Consider the following 23,682-nt stretch of genomic DNA (forward strand, 5'->3'; position numbering starts at 1 on the left):
GCTGGGTAGCTAAGTGCGGACGGGATAAGCGCTGAAAGCATCTAAGCGTGAAGCCCCCCTCAAGATGAGATTTCCCAGTATGTAAGACCCCTTGAAGACGACGAGGTTGATAGGCTGGGGGTGGAAGTGCAGCAATGCATGGAGCTGACCAGTACTAATCGGTCGAGGGCTTATCCAAAAGAACTAAAATGCAAATCTAAGTTTCGTATCCGGTTTTCAAGCGATTAAGCTTGAATACGTTTGGTGGCGATGGCGGAGGGGTTCCACACGTACCCATCCCGAACACGACCGTTAAGCCCTCCAGCGCCGATGGTACTTGGACCGAAGGGTCCTGGGAGAGTAGGACGCCGCCAAGCAAAGAGAAGAGAGCACTGCCGAGACAATCGGCGGTGCTCTCTTGCTTATTCTAAAGAAATAAGGGCCGAAATGGCCACTATTTCACGAAAATAAGCCGCGTCTCACAGAATAGAGCCTTTTTTGGCCCTTATTTAGGCCAATTCCGGCTAAACCACAGCCATTTCCCTCGATTCAGCCGAAATAGGGCCCTTTTTGGCCTCTATTTTTGCGAAAAGTGCCGCATCTGGCCTAATAAGGATGTCTTTGGCCCTTATTTTGCCGCAATGGCCCCAAAAAGCTGGGCGTCAACCGTCCGCTGCTTGAAAATAAATTATCTATATCGTACCGTATCTACAGGTACGATTTTTTCGTTTATAAAGGTGAGATCGCCAAAGATACAAACGATCTTTTAGGAGGTGTGCCATATTGCGTCAAGAGGAGTTGGCAGGTAAGTCGGCTGCCGGAAAAGGGAAGAAGCAGGCGGAGATATCGGCATGGTTCGAAGCGCATCAACAGAGCCTGCGGCAATACTGCCGCGCTTTGGCCGGCTCTCCATGGGAGGGTGATGATTTGGCCCAAGAAACTTGGCTCAAAGTGTGGTCGACCCTGCTCGGAGGAGCCGATTCCGGGCGCTTCACCCAAGCGTATTTGTACAGGGTAGCGCGGAATGCGTGGATCGATCGCAATCGCAAAAAGAGCATACCCACCATACATCAGCCGCTCGATGCTTTCCAGCACCCTGACATCGACTCCGTCGAGATATGGGGAGCCATGGAACTGCTGGTTCAAAATCTCGCACCCGCGCAGCGGACGGCGCTGCTGCTGGTGGATGTTTTGAAATATACCGCTGCGGAGGCCGCGGAGCTGATTCATTCCACGGAAGGGGCCGTAAAGGCCGCGCTGCACCGAGCAAGGGTGAAGTTGCAGAAGACGATTGCTTCCAAGGAGTCGTCTGCGAGCGAAGACCAAGAAGAGCGGCAGGAGTACTGCTCGGACAGGGAGAAGAACCGGCGGAACTCTCGGCTCCGGTCCCAGTCCCCACAAGAAGCTGATCGACAGGAAGCCGACTATCTGTACGCCTACGCCTATTTGGAAGCATTTCGCACGCAGAATACGGCGGCCATGGTCCTGCTTATGAATGATGGGGCGCCGGAAGACGCAGCCGTTTCCCTGTTGCATGCACAACCCCAGGCGCGGCAGCGTGAGCGGAAGGCTTCCCGCCCGGCGAAGATGCAATCCCTCTTCATGCAATTGGCCGCCTAATCAATGGAGGTGTGCATATGAGTACGGTAATTCCTTATGTGATTGAGCAAACGGGACATGGCGAACGGTCCTATGATATTTACTCCCGCTTGTTGAAGGATCGGATCGTTTTTTTGGGATCCGCTATCGATGATCAGGTGGCGAACAGTATTACGGCACAAATGCTGTTTCTGGCCGCGGAGGATCCTGAGAAGGACATCCATTTTTATATTAACAGTCCAGGGGGCTCAACTTCCGCAGGCTTTGCGATCTACGATACAATGCAGTATGTGAAGCCGGACGTTCAAACGATATGCGCCGGGATGGCCGCTTCGTTTGCCGCAATATTGTTGTTGTCAGGGGCGAAAGGCAAGCGGTTTGCGCTGCCCAACAGCGAAGTCATGATCCATCAGCCGCACGGAGGGGCCCAGGGTCAGGCGAGCGACATCGAAATCAGCGCCAGACGGATTATCCGGACGAGGGAGAACTTGAACCGGATCGCGGCCGAGCGGACCGGACAGCCGATTGAACGGATTGCGAAGGATATGGATCGGGATTACTTTATGAGCCCGGAAGAAGCCAAAGCGTACGGGATTATCGATCAGGTGATCCAAAGCGCAAAATCGGTTAAATAACTTCAATTAATTATGTATAACTGCCGTCGGCGAAATCGGTCGAGGGCAGCTTTTTTATGCCAATTCATGCTTGCCTCCATAAAGAATGGATTCCGACTGTTTAGGGCAGTATTATTTTCAAGTTGAAATTGTTGTGATTACCCATGATGTACACGCAGAAAGGACATTCGTTCCCCCTGAAAAGGCTTTGTGTTTTCCGCTAAACCTATTCTTGACAGCCTATAGGCCCTTTGTTAAGATGGCAATAATATATTTTCGTAAGTACGATTCGGCCTTGATTTATAAGGAAAATCGACCGGACCCGATCAAAAATAAGGAGGATAACCAAAGGTGTGGGAGAGTAAATTTGACAAGGAAGGGCTTACATTTGATGATGTGTTGCTCGTTCCCCGCAAGTCGGAAGTATTGCCAAAAGAGGTGGATGTGTCCACGAGACTTAGCGATAAGGTGAAGCTGAATGTGCCTTTGATCAGCGCGGGGATGGACACGGTAACGGAGGCGGCGCTGGCGATTGCGATTGCGCGTGAAGGCGGCATCGGGATTATTCACAAAAATATGCCGATCGAGCAGCAGGCGGAGGAAGTGGACCGGGTTAAACGGTCGGAGAGCGGCGTTATCACCAATCCGTTTTCTTTGTCGCCCGAACACCTTGTTTCCGATGCGGAAACCGTCATGGGCAAATTCCGGATATCCGGCGTACCGATCGTGGATGCCGAGCATAAGCTGATCGGTATTTTGACCAACCGCGATTTGCGGTTTGTGCATGATTATAACATTAAAATCGGCGAGGTCATGACCCGCGACAATCTGGTTACCGCTCCGGTCGGAACGACTCTGCAGGAAGCCGAAGTCATTCTGCAGAAGCATAAGATCGAGAAACTGCCTTTGGTGGATGAAAATAACGTATTGAAAGGCCTTATTACCATTAAAGACATCGAAAAAGCGATCCAGTTCCCGAACGCGGCCAAGGATGCGCAGGGCAGATTGCTGGTCGGCGCAGCCATCGGGATTTCGAAGGACACGTTTGAGCGAACCGAGGCTCTCGTGAAAGCTGGCGTGGACGTCATTACGGTCGATTCGGCGCACGGGCATCACATTAACATTATCGACGCGGTGGCCGAGCTCCGCAAACGTTACCCGGATCTGACGATTATCGCGGGCAACGTGGCGACCGGGGAAGCGACCCGCGCCTTGATAGAAGCCGGCGCTTCCGTGGTGAAGGTAGGCATCGGTCCGGGCTCCATTTGTACGACGCGCGTGATCGCCGGTATCGGCGTGCCGCAAATCACGGCGATTTATGATTGCGCGACCGTAGCCCGTGAATACGGCGTGCCGATTATTGCGGACGGAGGCATCAAATATTCCGGCGAGATTACGAAGGCGATTGCCGCAGGCGCAAATGCCGTCATGCTCGGCAGCCTGTTTGCCGGTACCGAGGAAAGCCCCGGCGATTCGGAAATCTATCAAGGACGCCGTTACAAAGTATACAGAGGCATGGGTTCCATGGCCGCGATGAAGCAGGGCAGCAAGGACCGCTACTTCCAGGACGACGACAAGAAGCTTGTTCCGGAGGGCATCGAAGGCCGCGTAGCCTATAAAGGCCCGCTCTCCGATACGATCACCCAACTGATCGGCGGATTGCGCTCGGGTATGGGCTATTGCGGAGCGAAGACCTTGGACGAGCTGCGCAACGATACGCAGTTCGTACGGATTACCGGGGCAGGCTTGCGCGAGAGCCATCCACATGACGTGCAAATTACCAAGGAAGCACCAAATTACTCTCTATAAGAATAAGTGAACCATTATATACCAAAACAGGCAGGGCGCAAAAACGCCTTGCCTGTCTTTTTTTGCAGAAAGGCCTGTGATAGAATAGATAAAGCAAACGAACGAGAATATGAGAGGAGCTTTAAGAACATTGAAACTGAAAGAAAACACCCTAGCAACTTCGAAATCAAAACGGAATTATCTCCGCAAAGGCGTAGCTTCCGTTCTGCTATTGAATATGCTGTGCTTCTCTCTGGTTCCGGCCATGGCGCTTGCGGAGGGCGAGCAAACGGAATCTACCACTTCTACGAAGCCGGCCAATGTACAAGCGGCGACGACCCAAATTCCTTCCGCCGAATCTCTTGATCTTAAAGTAAGATCCGCCGTACTGCTGGAGCCTGTATCGGGCCAGGTACTGCTTAACGTTAATGGGGATGAGCCTTTCCCTCCGGCGAGCATGACGAAAATGATGACTGAATATATCGTTGCCGACCTTGTCAAACAAGGGAAATTCAGTTGGGACGATGTGGTGACGGTAGGCAAAAACGCCGCACAAACTATCGGATCGCGAATCTTCCTTGCCGAGGGAGACCAACATACAATAGAAGATCTTTATACCGCGATGGCTATCGCTTCCGCAAATGATGCTACTGTGGCCTTGGCGGAGTACGTCGCAGGTTCGGAACAAGCTTTTGTCAAAATGATGAATGATGAAGCCAAGCGGATGGGGATGACGACGGCTCATTTCGCTAACTCGACCGGTTTGGACATTGCCGATATGCCGGAGGAATTCCGGCCGACGGACGGTCAGGAGACGGTGTTGTCCGCGATGGACGCGGCGATTCTCGCCAAGTATATCGTAACCGACCATCCCGACTTTACCCGGTTTACCACGATTCAGAGCAAAAAGTTCCGCGACCGTGACAAAGAACCGATGGTCAACCTGAACTGGATGCTGGAAGCGAACAAAAATATTACGAACTTTAAACAATATGCCTATGAAGGCCTCGATGGACTAAAAACCGGACATACCGCCAATGCGGGCAATAACTTCACCGGTACCGCCGTTCGAAACGGGATGCGGTTGATCAGTGTCGTGATGGGCACCAGCTCGGATAGCGCGCGTTTCGTGGAGACCCGCAAAGTGCTGGATTACGGCTTCAACAATTTTGAGACCAAGCAAATCATTCCGCCGAAGTCAACGGTAGCCGGTACCGAAACCGTCACCGTCAAGAAAGCGAAAAATACGTCCGTCCCGGTCGTCAGTGACCAGGCTGTAAGCTTTGTGGTTCCTAAAGGCGCCGATATCAGCACGGTAGAGGCGAAAGTGACTCTGTCGAACGAAACGCTGACAGCGCCGCTGAAGCAGGGAACCAAAGTCGGTACGGTCACCTACTCCTACAAGCCGGCAGGGATGGATCAGACGCTGGAGCAAACCGTGAATCTGATTACAGCTCAGGATGCGGAGAAAGCGAACTGGTTTAAACTGCTGATGCGCGCGATCGGGGAGTTCTTCGGCGATCTGTTCAACGGCATTAAGAATTTGTTCTAGGGGTATCCATCCCGAGTGAACAGATTGTATATTTACGGTTATTATTGTAAAATTACAAGTTAGATTATTGTCGGGGGGCGTCGATATGGAAACAGGAACATCACGCGTCAAGAGAGGCATGGCAGAGATGCAAAAAGGCGGCGTCATCATGGACGTCATGAACGCCGAGCAGGCTAAGATCGCCGAAGCGGCCGGGGCAACCGCCGTTATGGCTTTGGAACGGGTTCCCTCCGATATTCGTGCGGCCGGCGGCGTAGCGCGCATGGCGGATCCTACGATTATAGAAGAGGTTATGAAAGTAGTTTCCATCCCTGTAATGGCCAAGGCACGGATCGGGCATTATGTCGAAGCGAAAGTTCTGGAATCTCTCGGGGTAGACTATTTGGATGAGAGCGAAGTTTTGACCCCGGCGGACGAAGTATTCCATATCGATAAACGGGATTTCACCGTACCGTTCGTTTGCGGAGCCAAGGATCTGGGCGAAGCGCTGCGCCGGATCGGCGAAGGCGCGTCCATGATTCGGACCAAAGGCGAGCCGGGTACGGGCAATATTGTTGAGGCCGTGCGGCATATGCGCCTGATCAACAGCCAAATCCGCAAAGTTCAAAATATGTCGAAGGACGAGCTGTACGCGGAAGCCAAGAACCTCGGCGTCGCTTATGATTTACTGCTCGAAGTGCATGAGCTCGGCAAGCTGCCGGTGGTCAACTTTGCGGCGGGCGGGGTCGCCACCCCGGCGGACGCGGCGCTCATGATGCATCTTGGAGCGGACGGGGTGTTCGTGGGCTCCGGTATTTTCAAATCCGATAACCCGGAGAAGTTCGCCCGGGCGATTGTGGAAGCCACAACGCATTATACGGATTATAAATTGATCGCCGAAGTTTCCAAGAACCTGGGTACACCGATGAAAGGTATTGAAATTTCCAAGCTTTCGGCCGCGGAGCGGATGTCGGAGCGCGGCTGGTAAGCTTCATCGGCGCTAACCTGTTATAAGGCGTGTGAAGCAATGAAAGACAGCAGGGCTAGGGGAAAGAAGGGCAGGCAATGAAGGTAGGCGTATTGGCGCTTCAAGGCGCCGTAGCGGAGCATATACGGAGCATTGAACATGCCGGCGCGGAAGGCGTTGCCGTGAAGCATCCCGGGCAGCTTGACGAGCTTGGGGGCTTGATTATTCCCGGCGGAGAAAGCACGACCATCGGTAAGCTGATGCGGAAATACGGCTTTATCGATGCCGTCCGCTTCTTTGCGGCACAGGGAAAGCCGGTTTTCGGGACTTGCGCCGGGCTGATCGTGATGGCCAAGGAGATCGAAGGCGGGGAAGAAGCCCATCTCGGGCTGATGGATATCAAGGTGTCCCGCAATGCGTTTGGCCGTCAGCGGGAAAGCTTTGAGACCGATCTGGAGGTAAAGGGACTCCGGGCACCGCTGCGGGCGGTGTTTATTCGCGCGCCTCTCATAACTGCCGTCGGCGATAGCGTCGAGGTGCTGTCAACGTATCGGGAGGAGATTGTAACGGCCCGCCAGGGGCATCTGCTCGTCTCTTCCTTCCATCCGGAGTTGACGGATGACAGCTCGCTGCACGCCTACTTTTTGGAGATGATCCAAAGCAGTGAAGCGGCCGTAAAATAAGGCCGCAGAAGATACCTTGACTCTGTACCAGGGTTAAGGTTGTTTTTCTTTCTTAACACGGGAAACGTAGCATTTATGTTTTTCGGCAAACCCGGCGGTCATGTTCAAGTTTCGCGTAAAATTGGTACGGCACGGCTGTTACGGGATGATTCTAGGAGGGACAACCTATGTTGGATGTAAAAATATTGCGAAATGACTATGCGCGCGTGGAAGAAGCGCTGAAAAACCGGGGGAAATCGCTCGATCTGATCGCCGGGTTCCCGCAGCTTGACGAGAAGCGCCGCGAGCTGCTCCAAGAGAGCGAAGCTCTGAAGAACCGCCGTAACACCGTTTCGGCCGAGGTAGCGAAGCGGAAGAAAAATAAGGAGGATGCCGACGAACTGATCGTCGAAATGCGCCAAGTGGGCGACCGGATTAAGGAGCTGGATGAAGAAGTCCGCGAGCTTGAAGCCAAAATCGACGAATTGACGATGAGCATTCCGAATATTCCGCACAGCAGCGTGCCGGTGGGCGCCTCGGAAGAGGACAATGTGGAAATTCGCCGCTGGGGCGAGCCGGGTAAATTCGACTTTACGCCGAAGGCGCATTGGGATGTCGCGTCGGAGCTCGGCATTCTCGATTTTGAAGCCGCTGCCAAGGTGACCGGTTCCCGGTTTACGTTTTACAAAGGCTTGGGCGCCCGGTTGGAGCGCGCACTGATCAACTTTATGATGGACCTGCACAGCAATGAGCACGGGTATGAGGAAATGCTTCCCCCATACATCGTAAACCGCGACAGCTTGTATGGAACCGGCCAGCTGCCGAAGTTTGAAGAGGACCTCTTCAAACTTACGGAGAGCGACTACTATCTGATCCCGACGGCGGAAGTGCCGGTGACCAACTATCATCGCGAGGAGATTTTGAATGCCGAGGATTTGCCGCGCAAGTATGTCGCGTACAGCTCCTGTTTCCGTTCCGAAGCGGGCGCGGCGGGCCGCGATACGCGCGGACTGATCCGTCAGCACCAGTTCAACAAGGTGGAGATGATCAAAATCGTCCATCCCGAAAGCTCCTATGACGAGCTGGAGCAAATGACCGCGAACGCGGAGCGCGTCCTGCAATTGCTCAAGCTTCCTTACCGTGTGCTGGCGCTTTGTACGGGCGATATGGGCTTTACGGCGGCAAAAACCTATGACCTTGAGGTTTGGCTGCCGGAGAGCGGCGTCTACCGCGAAATCTCGTCGTGCTCGAACGTCGAGGACTTCCAGGCCCGGCGGGCAAATATCCGTTTCCGTCCGGAACCGAAGGCGAAGCCGGAATTTGTGCACACCCTGAACGGCTCTGGACTTGCGGTTGGCCGGACGGTGGCGGCGATCCTGGAGAATTATCAGCAGGAGGACGGCAGTGTGGTCATTCCGGAAGTGTTGCGTCCGTATATGGGTAATCTTGAGGTCATTGCCAAGAGAAAATAGCTTGATAACGAACTCCGTATGTGATAGAATCTGATTTGTTACGCGAATCAGGTTCCTATTTGGAGAGGTACCGAAGCGGTCATAACGGGGCGGTCTTGAAAACCGTTAGAGTGCAAGCTCACGTGGGTTCGAATCCCACCCTCTCCGCCATACATACCACAAGCACAAGAGGGCGAATTGCCCTCTTTTTTGTTTTTCTGCATAATCGTACTCCTCTTGTCGCAGGCTAACTGAAGCGGTGCTCGCAGTATCATTTCAGGAAAGGGGATGCTTTTCGGTGACCAAACCCAAAACATACGAAACTTCCGGCACCCACCCGGGCGGGAACGAGCGCAGGGAACGGGGGCGTGAAGGACAAGAGCCGCTTTCCGGCTCCAAGAAGGTAAAGAACCGGAATCATGTAAGCCATAACAATCCTGAGGGAAGTTAATGCGGCAAAGTAAAGCAACCGAGTTCATATCTGCCAAAGGGTCCGGCGATGCGCCGGGCTTTTTTTCGGTCAATTTTGAATTAAGCAAGACATGAGGCTCATAAAATGTCATAATAAAGATAGGTCTATCTGATGCAACTGATATTTATTGAAACGGAGAGATGGAGGAAAACTATTTTAATATGAAAGGATCGTGATGCGATTGAATCTTCTAGAAACAAACATCCCTTCCACGGAGAATCTTGCCTGCACAACAACACGCCAGCATAAGCAGCGGAGCTTGGGCAGCATGTTGCTCAGATTCTGCTTTATTGTACTCGGCGCCATTATAGTATCTGTCGCACTGGAACTGTTCCTGGTTCCCAACAAGATTACGGATGGCGGGATTACCGGTATTTCTGTCATGTCCTCTTATTTGTCCGGCTTGCCGCTCGGTATTTTTCTGTTTCTCTTCAACCTCCCTTTTCTGATTATCGGTTATAAACAAATCGGCAAAACCTTTGCGATTTCCACTTTAGTCGGCATCACCGTGATGTCGGTCGGTACCGCCTTGCTTCACCCTGTGGACCCGTTTGTGACGGATACGCTGCTTGCTTTTGTTTTTGGCGGGGTACTGCTGGGCGTAGGCACAGGGATTGTGATCCGGTTCGGCGGATCGCTGGACGGCACGGAGATCGTGGCCATTCTTCTATCCCGCAGACTGCCGTTCTCGGTGGGCGAGATCATTATGTTCTTCAACTTCTTTATCCTGTTAAGCGCCGGATTCGTATTCGGATGGGAACGTGCACTGTTCTCGCTGTTGGCTTACTTTATCGCCTATAAGTCGATCGATATCGTGGTCGACGGTCTGAATGAGTCGAAATCGATCTGGATTATCAGCGATCAGATTGACGAAATCGGGTCGGCCATCGTGAGCCGGTTGGGTCGCAGCGTGACCTATCTGTCCGGCGAAGGCGGTTTTTCCGGCGATCCGAAAAAAGTTATTTTTTGCGTGGTTACTCGTTTGGAAGAGGCCAAACTGAAAGATATTGTGAACCAATTTGATGAGCACGCGTTTTTGGCTGTAGGAAATATCCATGACGTGAAGGGCGGCCGTTTCAAGAAGAATGCAATTCACTAATTGTTCTCGGAATGGGTTTCCCCTCGCAGGAAAATGGTTTATTATATGGGAGAACTTATAAAATACATGTGTTTGTAGGGGAGAGAGGAGTTTTTGTCTTTGAAGTCAAGTAAGTGGTTTTTATCCGTTTTGGCGGTATTGATGTCGGCGGTTCTGGCGCTGTCCGGCTGTACAGCCAAGAAGGAGCCGAAAGAAGCGCTCGGAAGCGCCGCGGCTCAAGCAATGAAAATGGATTCTTACGCGGTAAGCAATCAGATTAAGATCGTGGATTTTTCGGTGGAGTCCGCTTCCCCCGAGGGAGCGGAGATGGGCGCCGTATTCTCGATGCTGAAGAATGCGGAGCTCAATATTAATCAGGTTTACCAAAAGGATCCGCTGCAAACGGAGGCGACGGTGGAGCTCAAGCTGACCGGGGATATGTCAACCACGATTTCGCTTCCGCTCGTCGTGACCGGCGAGAAAATGTATGTCAAAATCCCCAATATCCCTTTCCTGCCGTTGCCTGAGAGCGTCGTGGGCAAATTCCTGGAGATGGATCTGAAAGAGCTCGCGGAACAAAGCGGGGAAGATTTCAATCCCGATCTGTTTAACCCCGACAAAACGCAAAAGCTCTCCAGCGAACTGATGAGCGCGGTACTCGCGGAGTATGATTCGGATACTTACTTCAAGGACGTGGATCCGAAAGATGTCACTCTGCCCGACGGGTATAATGCGAAGCAAGTCGTGCAGTTTAGCGTCACCGACGACAACGTCAAAGAAGCCGTGACCATTCTGATCAACAAGGCGCTTCCGAAGGTGCTCGACATTATGGGCAAAGAGGAATACCGTTCCTTGCTTAATTTGGAGCCCGAAGATATCGAACAGGCCAAAAAGGAGCTGCAAGAGGGCAATCAGGATGAGCTCGGTAAAGCTTTGGACGAAATGAAGGAAGATTTGAAGATCAATACGTTTACGATCAATTCGGCGATCGACAAAGAGGGCTATCCTTCCTACAGCGATCTGAACGCCGACGTGGAAATAAACGACTCGGAAACAGGCGATATCTTCAAGCTGGCATTGCAAGTGAAGAGTACGATCAGCAAAATCAACGAAAAACCGGAGTTTACGATCGGCATTCCGACCGATACGATTACGATGGAACAATTTGAAGCGGAAATGGGCGGGCTCGGTTACTAGGAGCGGTCCCATAAATAAAAACCGTATGAATCTCCCCGAGATTCATACGGTTTTTTTGCACGATCCAGGACGCTGTTGGCCGCGGAGTTATCGGGCGCGCAATTGCTATTCTTTCTTACGAAGCTTGCGGAAGAATAAGGTCAGCAGGGAGGCGCATTCCTCCTGCAATACGCCGGACACGACCTCCGTCCGGTGGTTGAAGCGGGGCTCCTGCAGCAGGTTCATAAGCGTCCCCGCGCATCCGGCCTTCGGATCGGGGGCCCCGTAGATGACCTGCGGGATCCGGCACTGAACGATAGCGCCGGAGCACATCGGGCAAGGCTCCAGCGTGACGTACAGCCTGCAATGCAGGAGGCGCCAGGCGCCCAGCGTTTCGCTGGCTTCGCGGATGGCGATCATTTCGGCATGCGCCGTCCCGTCCTTTGAGCTCTCCCTCAAGTTGTGGCCCCGCCCGACGATTTCGTCGCCGAGGACGATCACCGCGCCGATCGGCACTTCTCCGATCGCTTCCGCTTTTCGGGCTTCGTTAATCGCTTCCTGCATCCAGTATTCATGGGGGTGAGTGGAAGGGGGCGGCTCCGGTATGAACGGGAGAGGCATAGAAAGGTCAGCTCCTTTGACAATTCTCGACTTCGGGTTGTGCAACGAACAAATATTCGTTGTTAACATGTTGTGGATAACACTGTGGAAAACTGCCTATTTATCCACGGTTTTATTCACATATTCAACATATGCATTGTTGATATGTTTATAATTTGTTGATAACCTCGCCGAGTTGAAAATAATAATGAGAATAAATAGGTATATTTTCTTATTGTATGTAATGTATCTGGGAAATTCAACGTCTTTGCAAATCCTGCCGATACAGGTATGATGAGGATAAGTGTCGAATCATTCCAAATATCCCCAAGTTCACCCAAGGGGGGAAGAAACGTATGTCGATAAAAACCAAGCTATCCCTGATCATGACAGCTTTCGCTGTTACGCTTCTTTCTATTAATATCGGGTTAAGTTACTTGACCATCCGCGACAATATGCGTAAGGACAGCGAGGTCAATATGATGTTGACCGCCAAACAAATTGCCTTGGCTGTCGAACGGAGCCGCGCGGTCAATGAGCATATTCGCAGCGGTATGGAATCGACGGCCAGGAATCATGAATTTGTCGAGGATACGCTGCGAATGACCAATCCGCAGCGCATTGTGGAGGAGTCTCTGCAGGCCAACGGAAGCTTGCTTGAAATCTCGGGTATAAACCCGGATTCGTTCGAGCGCGGGCATTCCTTGTTATTCGGTACATATGAGTATAAAAATGATCAACTCGTCTTAGATTCGGCTAGGGAGGCCTTGGAGACCGGTACTACCTTGCTCCGTGAGACCAAAATTGACGGGCGGCGGGTACTGGATAGCTTTATTCCTATAAAGCCTTTGTATCAGAAGCCTTATGTCATTCGGATTATATCCAGCTATGAACCGATCTCGTCGGCGATTTCCAAGCTGATGATGAGCCAGTTGTCCATCTCCATCGTTCTGCTGCAAATCGTCGTCTTCGTCAGTTACATCATGGCCGGTGAGATGATTCGTCCGATCCAGAGCCTGTTATTGAGGGTCAACCGGCTTTCTTCCGGCGACTTTGATGCCCGGATCCAAATAAACCGGAACGACGAGCTGGGCCAATTGGCCATGCAAATCGATACGATGGCGGACAGCATGGGCCATTACATGACGGTCTTGCGGCAGAAGAGCGAAGAGAACCGGCAGATGAGGGAGCAATTGGAATCGATTATCAACCAGACCGCGGACGCCATTCACTTAACCGATCTGGACGGCAATATATTGCGGGTGAACGAGGCCTTCGAGGAGCTGTACGGGTGGAGCGGCGAAGAGATCGTCGGCTCGAGGCTGGATTTTATTCCGCCCTCCCTGGCGGACGAGCGGGAGGATTGGGCGCGTGAAACCGAGCGGGGCCGCCCGGTTGTGCTGACGGAGACCGTACGCTTGCGCAAGGACGGGAGCGAAGTGCACGTAAGCATCAGCGAGTCTCCGGTTTACGACGAAGACGGGCTTATCGTCGCGTTCATCAGCATTTCCCGCGATATGACCGAGCATAATAAAATGGAGGAATTGCTGCGCCGCTCGGAGAAATTGACGACCGTCGGGCAGTTGGCCGCCGGGGTCGCCCATGAAATCCGCAATCCGCTCACAACGCTGCGGGGATTTCTGCAGATGCAGCAGCGGACGAAAGCGGTCAACCAGATGCATACGGATATTATGCTGTCCGAGTTGGATCGGATCAATTTGATCGTCAGCGAATTTTTGATTCTCGCCAAGCCTCAGGCCGTGCAGTATGAGGTCAAGGACATCCGCTTTACGCTCGGGGATGTGATCTCCCTCTTGGATAGCGAAGCGCATTTACATAATATCGAGTTCGAAGCCCATTTCTCGCCGGCTCCCGTTCTGGTACACTGTGAGGAGAACCAATTGAAGCAGGTGTTCATCAATATCTTGAAAAACGCGATGGAAGCCATGCCGAACGGCGGAAAGATCACGCTTTTCGTCGAGGAAGGGGACGAACGCGAAGCCGTGATTCGCGTCATCGACGCGGGCGAAGGGATCGCGAAGGAAAGATTGGAGAAGTTGGGCGAGCCCTTTTATACGAATAAGGAAAAGGGGACAGGCCTCGGCCTGATGGTCACCCAGCGGATTATAGAGGGCCATAAAGGCTCCCTGAGCATTGAAAGCGAGCTGGGGGTAGGTACGTCGGTAACTATCGTATTGCCCGGCGTAACCCAGGTTAGCGGCCCGGAAACGGCGGCGGACAGAAAGAGTTTAGCATGAAGGGTGACAGGCAAAGGTGAGAATCAATAAGTTCATCAGTGAAACGGGATATTGTTCCAGACGCGAGGCGGACAAGCTGGTAGAGTCCGGCCAGGTGACGATCAACGGAGAAACGGCCGTGCTGGGAAGCCAGGCGGAGGAGGGGGACGATGTCCGCATCAACGGCAAACCGCTGAAGGAGAAGCTGGACCGCCACGTGTATATCGCGCTGAACAAGCCGGTAGGGATCACCAGTACGACGGAGCGGCATATCCGGGGCAATATCGTTGATTTTGTCGGACATGACAAACGGATCTTTCCGATCGGCCGGCTCGATAAGGATTCGGAGGGATTAATCCTGCTCACGAGCGACGGGGACATCGTCAATAAGATTTTGCGGGCCGAAGGCAAGCATGAGAAGGAATATATCGTTACCGTAGACAAGCCCATTACGCCCTCATTCCTGAAAGCGATGGGGGAAGGGGTCAAGATTTTGGGCGAAATGACGCTGCCCTGCCGGATTACCCGCGTCTCGGAGCGGGTGTTCAACATTATTCTGACCGAGGGCAAGAACCGGCAAATCCGCCGGATGTGCAGTGCGCTCGGGTACGAGGTACGGAAGCTGCAGCGGATCCGGATCATGAACATCCATCTCGGCAACCAGAAGATCGGCACCTGGCGCGATCTGACGGACCGGGAGAAGCAGGAGCTAGGCAAACTGCTAAATTACACGCTAACGTAAAAATCAGGGCCGCCCGTGAATGGGCGGCCCTGTTGTTATGCGAATAAGTTTGTTCGATGATCAATGTGTGGCCGGCATACCGATTTGCTGATCGCCTTCCTGGTATTTCCGGATAATCGATACTTCGACGCGGCGGTTTTGCGCTCGGCCCACATTCGTTTCGTTGCTGGCCACCGGATGGTATTCGCCGTAACCGATGGCGCTGAATTTTTTCGGATCCAGCTTGTCGTTCAGCAGCAGAATTTTCATAAAATTGAGGGCCCGCACCGAGCTCAGATCCCAGTTGGACGCAAATTCATGATTTGAGATCGGTATATTGTCGGTATGCCCCGAGACGATCACTTCATAATCCGGGAATTCCTGCAGCATGGTTGCAATCGCCTTGGCGAGAATCCGTGCATCGGGTTTGACTTCCGCTTCCCCGGAAGGGAACAGCGCGTTGTCACTGATCGTGATCATCAGCTGGGATTGATTGAGCTTCGTGTCGAGCATGTCGACCAGGCCGTTCTTTTTGATATAATCATCAAGCTGCTTCTTTAGCGCTTCGAGATTTTCCTGCTCCTGGCGCATTAACTGATTTTTCTGGTTCATCAGCTCGGAGGATTTGGCTGTATCGTTGTCACCCTCGGTCATGGAGGTATTCGTATTACTGGTCATCGCGTTCTGATCGAGGACGCTGGTTCCGCCGGTGAGTACGCTTTTGAATGCTTCGCTCATCTCTTCGAACTTCTGGGCGTCAATGCTACTCATGCCGAACAGGACGATGAATAGAGCCAGAAGCAGGGTCATTAAGTCGGAATAGGGCAGCAGCCAGCTCTCGTCGGCATGCTCTTCGTGCTCTTGATGCTTCTTATTCCTTTTGCTCACCTTGTCCCGCCCCCTTTTCTAGAATTTCCGCACGCTCGGCAGGGGTTAAGAAGACGGCCAACTTTTGTTGAATCGCGATTGTCGATACGCCGGATTGGATCGAGAGAAGCCCTTCCACCATCATCAGGCGGACTTCCATCTCTTTCTTGGATAGGCGCTTCAGTTTATTCGCGATCGGGTGCCACAGAACATAACCGGTGAAAATACCGAATATCGTAGCTATGAAGGCTCCGGCGATCGCGTGTGACAGTTTATCAATATCACTCATATCCGCCAGTGCGGCAATCAGGCCGACTACGGCCCCGAGTACACCAAGTGTAGGAGCATACATCCCCGCCTGGGAGAATATCTGAGCCCCGACTTTATGGCGTTCCTCGGTAGCGGCGATATCTTCCGTAAGCACGTCCTGGACGAAGTCCTGGTCGTTGCCGTCAATGATCATGCGCATGCCGCCGCGTAAGAAATCGTCATCGATTTCTTCTACCTTGGCTTCCAAAGCAAGCAGGCCTTCGCGGCGAGTGATGGTGGCCCATTCCATAAACATGGTGATCAATTCGCCTTTGCTGATCATTTTCGGCTTAATAATCGTCATTTTGATCAGCACAGGGAATTTCTTAAGCTCGGAGAGCGGAAAACCCATGAATAGCGTTGCTGCCGTTCCCACAAAAATAATGACAAAGGCCGCAGGGTTTTCCAGCAGGCTTTCGACCGGTGCGCCTTTGAGAATCATCCCCAAAATGAGCGACACTAAACCGAGAATAAGTCCAATAATTGTTGAAATTTCCATTGCACACCTCGTCCTTGAGAGTATTGAGTCCATTTTTCCGTCTCCCGCATCCTTGCTGAAGACACTCTTAAATCGTCCGAAAAACGGTTTATCTTTTTTATCGACATATTCGCCTTTTTTTTTAAGGTGTATTTTCCGGTATAATAAGATTACAGTCTGCAACAGACAACAAGGAAAGGGGCCGTTTGGCAGTGGGAGTAAAGCACGGTAGAGATTATGAATTTATTTTGGCGGATTTAACGGCCGCAATGGGCCGTATTCAAGATAGCTATGAATTTTTCGAAATGGAAGCTTCGGAATGGCAGGAGCTCTCGGCCGAGGAGCGGCTGGAGGTGCAGGAGGCGCTCGCGGAGGATCTCTTCTTTGCGCTGGGCACGGAGCCTGTAATTCCGGTGGGGAGCGCCGTCGTTATTTACGATCCGGAAGGTCACCGGATCAACGTGCTGATTGGAGAGGAAGAGCTGACTTCGGTTAAGCTAATTTGATGGGAGTTTCGCAAATTTTTGGATTATTGAATAGGGCATGGTAAAATATTATATTGGAAGAACAGTCAGCGGTATCGCATGAAATGGCGCATCAAAGAATAGAATAAACAGATGCCGGAACCGAACCTTTAACGATTGTCTTGAATTCGCTTAACCTCAGAATTACATAGGAGTGGAAGTTTTGAAGAACGGGGAGGAAGAAAAATGCCGTTTACACCACAAGAAGTAGAAGCGCATTTGGAAAAGCTGGAGGGCTGGGAGCTGGAGGAAGGCCGCTGGATCATCCGGAAATACACCTTCTCCAACTTTATGAAAGGGATTGCGTTCGTCGACGAGGTGGCAGCTATTTCGGAAGCATTTAATCACCACCCTTTTATTACCATTGACCATAAAACGGTGACGCTTCGCTTGACCTCTTGGGAGGAAGGTGGAATAACGGCCGTAGATATCAAGGAAGCGCAGCAATATAATGAGGCTTTCGAGAAAAACCGCACGGCCGGTTAATTCCCGAAGAAACGGAAATACGCCCGTCCGGACCGATTCGATCGGTACCGGGCGGGCGTGTTTTGCTTCAATCGCTATTTCTTTTCCGAAAGATACAAGGCCACGTTGGCGATCTCGTCTTCCTTCAATTTATCCTTGAAGGACGGCATGACGCCCCCTTTGCCTTTGGTGATGATGCTGTACAATTGATCGGACGACAGTTCGGATCCGATTTTTTGCAGATTAGGACCGGCCCCGCCCTGCAATTGATCCCCGTGACAGGCGATGCAATTCGCTTTGACTGTGGCTTCGGCTTGCTCTGCATTTAATGTAACTTCAGGCATTTGCGGCTTTTCTTCCTGGGCTACCTGTTCCCGGCCGGGCAATGTAAACATTAACACGACTGCGAAGATGCATGCCACGGCGAGTATTCCGCTCATGATCCACTTCTGCATTCCAATCGTCCCTCCTATGTAAGCTACCCCTCCATTATAGCGGAACATGTTGGCCGATCATAGCGTTTGTGACAAAAAAAGTAATGATTTATTGTAATTTACGCAAAAAACAGCAGTTTAATGTGTGATTGTTCATAGACGGATGAAGAATGTTATTCTGCAGCAGTCGGGATACCCCGAAAAACCATGCAATAAAAAGGCTTGGAAATGCCGCCGGGCGTCATTTTTTCGTACAGATCGGTGATGACGAAGCCGGCCTTTTGGTACGCCCGAATTGCCCGGGTATTCCAGGTCAGCACCTCCAGATCGATCACGTCCTGCGGTTTCCGCCGTCTGGCCTCCTCCACGATGGTGAGCACAAATGATTTCCCCAAGCCGTGGCCGCATAAATCGGGCCGCATGCCAATACCGAGGCGCGTAACCCCCTCCATGGGAAAGTACTGGGCAAATCCGGCAAGTTCGCCCTGTTCGTTCAGCAAGGAAACGTACTGCTGGGCTCTTAAGGTAGGGTTGCCGAACTCGACATCGAGCGCTTTCATTTGTTCCCAAGGGAGCCAGCTATAAATATCATACGGAGAATCGTAATGCCAGGTACAGATATCCGCGCCGTGGCTTTCTTCCATAGGGACGATCCGGAATGGGGGGATTGTTTTTTCCATCTGTCTTCGCCTCCTTAAACGATAGGAATGCATAGGCTATTCAATGTGACTGGCTCAAGTTCTTTTTAACCTCACTCTAAACGTAATTTCTTTGCTTGTAAAGGCTTGAAGCCCACGAACCCGAGAGGATAAGGGAAGAAAAATTTCTTGGGTTTGCTGAAATTTCCGTTTAGCTTTTCTCCGGACGGGGTAAATTTTGGATATAACGAGGATTGGATGTAGGAGTGCGGTGGAACACGGACAGCAAAAAAATAAATCTTTATCTACATGTAACCTTTGATACCGGTCCTTCGTTAAATGGGTAGTGGCAGCAAAAAAAAAGACCGCGGACGATTCCGGCCAGAATCGCTCACGGTCCAACGGGTTTTAAGGTGTAGGGTCTCCAGCTTTGAGGGGTAATCAGGATTCGGCGGCAAAGGTGCTATAGCCCCAATTGCTCAGAATTCTTTTTGCCCCTACATAGCGCGTCTTATAGTAGCTGTTGTCCAAATTATCGATATTGATTCCTTTGGAAGACGAGGCATGGGCGAATTTCCCGTCGCCGACATAAATGCCGACATGGGAGATGCCGCTGCCGGAAGTGTTGAAGAATACCAGGTCGCCCTCTCTCAGTTGGCTTTTGGCCACCGGAGTGCCCTGCTTGTACTGGGCTGTGGATACACGGGCGAGGTCGACACCGAATTTCTGGAACACGTATCTGGTAAATCCGGAACAATCGAAGCCCGCGGTAGTGACGCCTCCGTATTTATAAGGCGTGCCGATCACGGAATTAACTACGGTGTCCAATGTGCTGTCGGCAAAAGCGCTTCCGGTTCCCATCGTGAACAGGATGGCCAAACTCGTCGCTGCTGCAGCAAACGTCTTTCTCAAGATATAAAACTCCTTCCAAGGCCTGCGAGGTTAGCTTAAGGATTCGGTTGAAGGTTCCCTATGATCCTTGGATAACGGATCAATTCACCCAAAGTGGTTCCCCCGTTTCCCGGGTGTCGGGAATTCGGCTGTTCTTGTTGATTGCACCCGAAAAAACACGACATGATCAAAATGATTACAAATACGACAATAATAATTACAAAGTTGTTACCATTTACTTTGGTTATTTTACCAAACCTCTTCATGTATTGGCAAGCCGATTGCGGCCTTTTTTGCTAAATAGGTTAATTTGAACTGTTTTAAGCGGTCACCACAACTATTTAGTAGGAAAGGGTTCCTAATCCTCACCCGTATAAAATGAAAAAGACCCGCGAGATCCTGGTTAAAGAATCTCTACGGGCCCTTGCTTATCCGTTCAAAAATGTTACCTTACGATTCACTGGTAACTTCATCATATTTGTCGGAGCTCATGATCCGCTTGGCGCCGACATAGCGTTCGACGTAATACTTTTCGCTTAATTTGCTGATGACTACACCCTTGGAGGTGGAGGCATGAGCAAACTCGCCGTCGCCGACGTAGATGCCGACGTGGGAAATGCCTTTGCCTGAGGTGTTGAAGAACACCAGGTCGCCGGCAATCAATTCATCCTTGGACACTTCGGTTCCCATTTTGTATTGGGAAGCCGATTGATGCGGCAATTCAATGCCGATCTTTGCGAAGACGTACATCGTAAATCCGGAACAATCAAAGCCTGAAGTCGTCGTTCCGCCCGATTTGTAATCGGAACCCAAAGCCGGTTCGATGGCGCTGTTCAATTTGGAATCCGCGAAAGCGCTACCAGTTCCGATGGAAAATACAATTGCAAGGCTTACTGCCGCTGCGGTTAGCTGTTTCTTCAAGAATATGCTCCTTCCAATGCCTACGAGGTTAGCTTAAGGATTCGGTTGAAGGTCCCCTATGATCCCTCCGTTGCGAGATCAATTCACCCAAAGTGGTTCCCCCGTTCCCCGTTAAGGGAATTCGGCTGTAATTTACGTTTTATTCTTACAAATTCGACACCCGGCATAATACGCTGCCAATGATGACAAAATAATAACAAAATCGTTACTGAAATTGTGCTGCTGTTATTGTAACAAAGGCAAGTATATTTTGGCAATGGTTAATTAGCAAGATTGAGAGGGATAAACGCACAAAAAGACCCCCGGAAAGCGCGGAGGCCTTGTGGCACAAGGAAAAATAAAAGTGAAAAAAATTTAACTTTTTTGTGTTTTGGTATACCATAGCTGGTATTGAGAGGTTAGCGTCCACACTTGCCATAGACTGCGGATAAAAGGATAGGATTGCTGTAATATTAGGGCCAAGAGTCCGGTCCAAATCCAAGAGACGGTGCCGAACAGGAGGAACAGTCCCGCTCCGGTGGCGCCCAGAATGAGTGAAATCGCGATGCCCGGCAGAAGATGTCTTAAGCTGAGCAGCAGTGAGGTCCAGAGTCCGGCCTTAAACAGATACCCGAACTGGGCGAACAACAGCAGTTGGCGGACAAGCCAGGCGTAAACCATCCAGCCCAGCAAAATCCCGCAACCGATCAGAACGGGGGCAAGGCGGCTGCCGGGTACGGCCAACCGGGGCAACAAGGCCTGGAGCTGCGGGAGGACCCAGAAGGAAGGCAGTGCCAGCAGCGCAAGCTCCAACAAATAAAAGAGTACGACGGGCTTCCAAAATTCCTTCATTCCCCGGAAAAAAGGAAGGCCGGAGCCCCGCTCCTCGGACGGCTTAAGGCCGTAGAGGATGCCGGCTTGAATGAGCGGCGACAACAGCAGCCGCAGAGCGATCATCGCGAGCAGCAGCCAGATGTATTGGTATACCGCCGGATTATGTCTAAGCTCGAACTGTCCTTCAAGCAAATATAATATCCGGCTCATCTCCGTCGGGGGCGGGTCGGGGTACCGCGACAGGACGTCGCTAACCGCGGAGCTTACCAGCCGGTACAGAAACAGTCCCCACAGCAACTGGTACAGGAACAGGATGATCACAGAGGGAAACTGGCTCCTGACATGCCCCCATCCATTCCGAATATAGGTCATAATTTTCCCTCCTAAGAGTTTTGTGAGTGATACATCTATGAAGAGCTTCAGAGAACCTCATGATTTGCTCTACTACCACGCGAGGGCGCCGAGCAAAGTTTCAAGCAGCTTCACAACGCTTAAGGTGGTGCGAGTGCCGTCTTGTTCTTCGACCTCGGCTTTGATGTAGTTGTTGATGTGCTTGTTCTCCAATACCAGCGAATAGTCGGGATCGACCTGTACCCAGTCCAGCGGCTCTTTATACTGGAGCTTCAGTTGTACGCGGTCGCCGGCCCCGTTCCATACCTTTCTTTCCGTATGCCCATCCTTGAAGCTGAACAGTAGCGGCACCTTGGGCGCCGTCCCGCCCTGCCGGCTGATTTCCACCGTGGATTCGTAGACGGTACTCCCGTCTTTGATAACCGGCGTGACCGTAATCCGGTCGACGGAGAAATCGGCCATTTTGCCCTCATATACATATTGATTAAAATAGGCCTTCCAGCTTCGTCCCGTCGTCTGCTCGACAACCCGCTGAAAATCGGCCGTCGCCGGATGCTTGAACCTGTACTTTTGACTGTAGTTATAGAGAATCCGTTTCATCGTCTTCGTGCCGACCTGACGCTCGATATCGAGCAGCACGAGCTTGCCGCGATAATAAGCGTTCTTGGCGTAGGAGTCCGACGAGCCGTATTTCCAGGCCGGCAGCGTAAGCGAAGCCGGAGATGAGATCAGCGCGGCCTGAAGGGGCAGATTCGGCGCGATGCCGAATTCCTGCTCCATCAACTTGTCTTCGGCATAAGAAGTGAAGGCTTCGTCCAGCCAGGCCTCCTCGAATTCATTGCTGGCAACCATGCCGTAGAAAAATTGATGCCCAATCTCATGAATGACCGTCCGTTCCAATTCATCGTACCCCGGGGAATCACTACCCGCGCCGAAGGCGGTGACCAGCGTCGGATATTCCATGCCTCCGGCGCCGTTGCCGCCGATGGGCGGGACGACCACGGAGAGCGTGGAATACGGATAGCGGCCGTACCATTTGCTGAAATTCGAAATCGCCACCTTCGCCGCATAGAAATAGCGCTCTTTCAAATCTTTATGCTTGGGATCGAGATAGAGCTTGATCCGGACGCCGGGCACCTCCGCCGAAGAGAATGGCTCCTCGGCATATACGAAATCGGGAGAAGCCGACCAGGCGAAATCATGGACATCGTCGGCATAAAACTGAACCGACTTGCGGCCGTCCTTGAGCACGGCCGGTTTGGTTTGGAACCCGGTCGCGGCGACGGTATAAGTTTCGGGCACGTCAATATTGACACTGTAAATCCCGAAGTCGGAGTAAAACTCGGAATTGCCGTGATACTGATGCAGATTCCAGCCCTCCGCCTTCCGGCCGCGCGTTCCCGCCGGCTCGTATACGCTCAGTTTCGGGAACCACTGCCCGGCCATGACGAAATCTCCGGATACGCCCATACGGGCGAACAATTTCGGGAGCTTCACGGTGAAGTTGATTTTAAGCGTCACGCTTTCGCCGCCGCGAACCGTGACGGGAAGCCGGACTTTGGCCAGCGTTTTGTCATGGACATTTCCGTCGTCCGGCTGGACGTACTGCAGCCGATGGAGCAGGGAGATGCCGTCCGTCGTGCGGATTTCGGTCAATTCCATCGCGCCCCATCCGTCCTTGGGCATGACGTCGCCGCGCAGCTTACCGCCGGACTCTTTCATAAACGTAGTATTGGCGGAAGCAAAAGCATTGGGATATAAATGCAGGTATAGCTCGTTGACCGCTTTTTTGCCGGGATGGGTCCAGGTCAAGGTCTCCGTACCGGTCAGGGTATGGTCCGCTTCGTTCAGCTTGACTTGAATATGGTACTCCGTGACCCGGTTGCTGAGAATCTCCGCCGTCGGCTGTTGAATGCTTTCGGCCTGAGGCAGGGCGGGAGCGGGACCGCTTTGGACGGCTTCCAGGGGCTTGACCGCTTCGGATGCGACAGAAGAACGGTTGGACGGGCCCAAACTCAGAGTGTACCGGACAGTACCGGCGATGAGGCACAAGGCAAGAATGGAAATGCCGAAGAATAAAGTTCGTCGGGTCATACAATGGATACCTCCCGTTGAC

General features: G+C 52.0%; 23 protein-coding genes, 1 tRNA gene, 2 rRNA genes and 2 riboswitches. Of the genes, 17 read left to right on the forward strand and 9 right to left on the reverse strand.

The genetic code is table 11. The features are described 5' to 3' along the window. The 13 genes from V3851_RS24480 to V3851_RS24540 form a co-directional block, all read left to right on the forward strand. Positions 1 to 178: ribosomal RNA gene (locus V3851_RS24480) — 23S ribosomal RNA — on the forward strand; the annotation flags it as partial. Between the two features lie 61 nt (positions 179 to 239). Beyond that, a 5S ribosomal RNA gene (rrf, locus tag V3851_RS24485) occupies positions 240 to 356 on the forward strand. Positions 357 to 762: 406 nt separating this feature from the next. Continuing rightward, positions 763 to 1,599 (forward strand): RNA polymerase sigma factor, encoded by an 837-nt coding sequence (locus tag V3851_RS24490; RefSeq protein ID WP_331849068.1) that lies wholly within the window; start codon positions 763 to 765, stop codon positions 1,597 to 1,599. Positions 1,600 to 1,616: 17 nt separating this feature from the next. Then, positions 1,617 to 2,213: an ATP-dependent Clp endopeptidase proteolytic subunit ClpP gene (clpP, locus tag V3851_RS24495; RefSeq protein WP_331849069.1), complete on the forward strand. Its 597-nt coding sequence runs from the start codon at positions 1,617 to 1,619 to the stop codon at positions 2,211 to 2,213. Positions 2,214 to 2,543: 330 nt separating this feature from the next. After that, entirely contained in the window at positions 2,544 to 4,001 is a 1,458-nt protein-coding gene (gene guaB / locus V3851_RS24500) for an IMP dehydrogenase (RefSeq protein ID WP_331849070.1), read from the forward strand. 109 nt (positions 4,002 to 4,110) lie between these two features. Next, positions 4,111 to 5,532, forward strand: a complete 1,422-nt coding sequence (locus tag V3851_RS24505; RefSeq protein ID WP_414859356.1) for a D-alanyl-D-alanine carboxypeptidase family protein — start codon at positions 4,111 to 4,113, stop codon at positions 5,530 to 5,532. Between the two features lie 85 nt (positions 5,533 to 5,617). After that, positions 5,618 to 6,499 carry a pyridoxal 5'-phosphate synthase lyase subunit PdxS gene (pdxS, locus tag V3851_RS24510; protein WP_331849072.1) on the forward strand — a complete coding sequence of 294 codons (882 nt, stop codon included), beginning with the start codon at positions 5,618 to 5,620 and terminating at the stop codon, positions 6,497 to 6,499. Positions 6,500 to 6,576: 77 nt separating this feature from the next. Further along, on the forward strand, positions 6,577 to 7,161 hold the full coding sequence (pdxT, locus tag V3851_RS24515) for a pyridoxal 5'-phosphate synthase glutaminase subunit PdxT (protein WP_331849073.1): 585 nt from the start codon (positions 6,577 to 6,579) through the stop codon (positions 7,159 to 7,161). Between the two features lie 167 nt (positions 7,162 to 7,328). Next, positions 7,329 to 8,612 (forward strand): serine--tRNA ligase, encoded by a 1,284-nt coding sequence (gene serS, locus V3851_RS24520; RefSeq protein WP_331849074.1) that lies wholly within the window; start codon positions 7,329 to 7,331, stop codon positions 8,610 to 8,612. A gap of 61 nt (positions 8,613 to 8,673) precedes the next feature. After that, a tRNA-Ser gene (locus V3851_RS24525) sits at positions 8,674 to 8,762 on the forward strand. Between the two features lie 127 nt (positions 8,763 to 8,889). After that, positions 8,890 to 9,042: a small acid-soluble spore protein P gene (locus V3851_RS24530; protein WP_331849075.1), complete on the forward strand. Its 153-nt coding sequence runs from the start codon at positions 8,890 to 8,892 to the stop codon at positions 9,040 to 9,042. 289 nt (positions 9,043 to 9,331) lie between these two features. Further along, a complete protein-coding gene (locus V3851_RS24535; protein ID WP_331849076.1) occupies positions 9,332 to 10,162 on the forward strand; it encodes a YitT family protein in 831 nt (276 codons plus the stop codon). Positions 10,163 to 10,261: 99 nt separating this feature from the next. Beyond that, the gene (locus V3851_RS24540) at positions 10,262 to 11,338 is read left to right on the forward strand and encodes a DUF6612 family protein (protein WP_331849077.1); all 1,077 of its coding nucleotides are present in this window, start codon (positions 10,262 to 10,264) and stop codon (positions 11,336 to 11,338) included. Positions 11,339 to 11,443: 105 nt separating this feature from the next. On the opposite strand, the gene tadA is transcribed toward V3851_RS24540, so the two are convergent. Further along, on the reverse strand, positions 11,444 to 11,938 hold the full coding sequence (gene tadA / locus V3851_RS24545) for a tRNA adenosine(34) deaminase TadA (RefSeq protein WP_331849078.1): 495 nt from the start codon (positions 11,936 to 11,938) through the stop codon (positions 11,444 to 11,446). 335 nt (positions 11,939 to 12,273) lie between these two features. Between tadA and V3851_RS24550 the strand changes: the two genes are divergently transcribed. Continuing rightward, positions 12,274 to 14,175, forward strand: a complete 1,902-nt coding sequence (locus V3851_RS24550) for a PAS domain S-box protein (RefSeq protein ID WP_331849079.1) — start codon at positions 12,274 to 12,276, stop codon at positions 14,173 to 14,175. 16 nt (positions 14,176 to 14,191) lie between these two features. After that, positions 14,192 to 14,896 (forward strand): 23S rRNA pseudouridine(2604) synthase RluF, encoded by a 705-nt coding sequence (gene rluF / locus V3851_RS24555; RefSeq protein ID WP_331849080.1) that lies wholly within the window; start codon positions 14,192 to 14,194, stop codon positions 14,894 to 14,896. Between the two features lie 60 nt (positions 14,897 to 14,956). On the opposite strand, the gene motB is transcribed toward rluF, so the two are convergent. Both motB and motA read right to left on the reverse strand, forming a co-directional pair. Further along, positions 14,957 to 15,763, reverse strand: a complete 807-nt coding sequence (gene motB / locus V3851_RS24560; RefSeq protein WP_331849081.1) for a flagellar motor protein MotB — start codon at positions 15,761 to 15,763, stop codon at positions 14,957 to 14,959. Next, on the reverse strand, positions 15,747 to 16,550 hold the full coding sequence (gene motA, locus V3851_RS24565; protein ID WP_331849082.1) for a flagellar motor stator protein MotA: 804 nt from the start codon (positions 16,548 to 16,550) through the stop codon (positions 15,747 to 15,749). The genes motB and motA overlap by 17 nt, the downstream gene beginning before the upstream one ends. A 191-nt stretch (positions 16,551 to 16,741) precedes the next feature. Between motA and V3851_RS24570 the strand changes: the two genes are divergently transcribed. Next, positions 16,742 to 17,035 carry a hypothetical protein gene (locus V3851_RS24570; RefSeq protein ID WP_331849125.1) on the forward strand — a complete coding sequence of 98 codons (294 nt, stop codon included), beginning with the start codon at positions 16,742 to 16,744 and terminating at the stop codon, positions 17,033 to 17,035. A gap of 204 nt (positions 17,036 to 17,239) precedes the next feature. Further along, positions 17,240 to 17,539, forward strand: a complete 300-nt coding sequence (locus V3851_RS24575) for a 4a-hydroxytetrahydrobiopterin dehydratase (protein ID WP_331849083.1) — start codon at positions 17,240 to 17,242, stop codon at positions 17,537 to 17,539. A 74-nt stretch (positions 17,540 to 17,613) separates the two neighbouring features. Here V3851_RS24575 and V3851_RS24580 read toward each other — a convergent pair whose 3' ends face one another. From V3851_RS24580 to V3851_RS24605, 6 genes are all read right to left on the reverse strand, one after another. Beyond that, entirely contained in the window at positions 17,614 to 17,973 is a 360-nt protein-coding gene (locus V3851_RS24580) for a c-type cytochrome (RefSeq protein ID WP_331849084.1), read from the reverse strand. A 152-nt stretch (positions 17,974 to 18,125) separates the two neighbouring features. Then, positions 18,126 to 18,632 (reverse strand): GNAT family N-acetyltransferase, encoded by a 507-nt coding sequence (locus V3851_RS24585; protein WP_331849085.1) that lies wholly within the window; start codon positions 18,630 to 18,632, stop codon positions 18,126 to 18,128. Between the two features lie 399 nt (positions 18,633 to 19,031). Then, complete coding sequence (locus V3851_RS24590) at positions 19,032 to 19,502, reverse strand: C40 family peptidase (RefSeq protein ID WP_414859357.1); 471 nt, start codon at positions 19,500 to 19,502, stop codon at positions 19,032 to 19,034. A gap of 4 nt (positions 19,503 to 19,506) precedes the next feature. Beyond that, positions 19,507 to 19,642: riboswitch (cyclic di-AMP (ydaO/yuaA leader) on the reverse strand. 289 nt (positions 19,643 to 19,931) lie between these two features. Beyond that, positions 19,932 to 20,402 carry a C40 family peptidase gene (locus tag V3851_RS24595; protein WP_331849086.1) on the reverse strand — a complete coding sequence of 157 codons (471 nt, stop codon included), beginning with the start codon at positions 20,400 to 20,402 and terminating at the stop codon, positions 19,932 to 19,934. 2 nt (positions 20,403 to 20,404) lie between these two features. Beyond that, positions 20,405 to 20,539, reverse strand: a riboswitch (cyclic di-AMP (ydaO/yuaA leader). 217 nt (positions 20,540 to 20,756) lie between these two features. Continuing rightward, entirely contained in the window at positions 20,757 to 21,587 is an 831-nt protein-coding gene (locus V3851_RS24600; RefSeq protein WP_331849087.1) for a hypothetical protein, read from the reverse strand. A 72-nt stretch (positions 21,588 to 21,659) separates the two neighbouring features. After that, positions 21,660 to 23,660, reverse strand: coding sequence for a M1 family metallopeptidase (locus tag V3851_RS24605; RefSeq protein WP_331849088.1), 2,001 nt, complete (start codon positions 23,658 to 23,660; stop codon positions 21,660 to 21,662). Positions 23,661 to 23,682 lie beyond the last annotated feature (22 nt).

The sequence above is a fragment of the Paenibacillus haidiansis genome, assembly GCF_036553665.1.
Lineage (GTDB): Bacteria > Bacillota > Bacilli > Paenibacillales > Paenibacillaceae > Fontibacillus > Fontibacillus haidiansis.

Coding starts and splice junctions, on each gene's coding strand:
- clpP (WP_331849069.1), top strand. CDS start 1,617: ATGAGTACGGTAATTCCTTATGTGATTGAGCAAACGGGACATGGCGAA.
- V3851_RS24505 (WP_414859356.1), top strand. CDS start 4,111: ATGAGAGGAGCTTTAAGAACATTGAAACTGAAAGAAAACACCCTAGCA.
- pdxS (WP_331849072.1), top strand. CDS start 5,618: ATGGAAACAGGAACATCACGCGTCAAGAGAGGCATGGCAGAGATGCAA.
- pdxT (WP_331849073.1), top strand. CDS start 6,577: ATGAAGGTAGGCGTATTGGCGCTTCAAGGCGCCGTAGCGGAGCATATA.
- serS (WP_331849074.1), top strand. CDS start 7,329: ATGTTGGATGTAAAAATATTGCGAAATGACTATGCGCGCGTGGAAGAA.
- V3851_RS24535 (WP_331849076.1), top strand. CDS start 9,332: ATGTTGCTCAGATTCTGCTTTATTGTACTCGGCGCCATTATAGTATCT.
- tadA (WP_331849078.1), bottom strand. CDS start 11,938: ATGCCTCTCCCGTTCATACCGGAGCCGCCCCCTTCCACTCACCCCCAT.
- V3851_RS24550 (WP_331849079.1), top strand. CDS start 12,274: ATGTCGATAAAAACCAAGCTATCCCTGATCATGACAGCTTTCGCTGTT.
- motA (WP_331849082.1), bottom strand. CDS start 16,550: ATGGAAATTTCAACAATTATTGGACTTATTCTCGGTTTAGTGTCGCTC.
- V3851_RS24575 (WP_331849083.1), top strand. CDS start 17,240: ATGCCGTTTACACCACAAGAAGTAGAAGCGCATTTGGAAAAGCTGGAG.
- V3851_RS24580 (WP_331849084.1), bottom strand. CDS start 17,973: ATGCAGAAGTGGATCATGAGCGGAATACTCGCCGTGGCATGCATCTTC.
- V3851_RS24585 (WP_331849085.1), bottom strand. CDS start 18,632: ATGGAAAAAACAATCCCCCCATTCCGGATCGTCCCTATGGAAGAAAGC.
- V3851_RS24600 (WP_331849087.1), bottom strand. CDS start 21,587: ATGACCTATATTCGGAATGGATGGGGGCATGTCAGGAGCCAGTTTCCC.
- V3851_RS24605 (WP_331849088.1), bottom strand. CDS start 23,660: ATGACCCGACGAACTTTATTCTTCGGCATTTCCATTCTTGCCTTGTGC.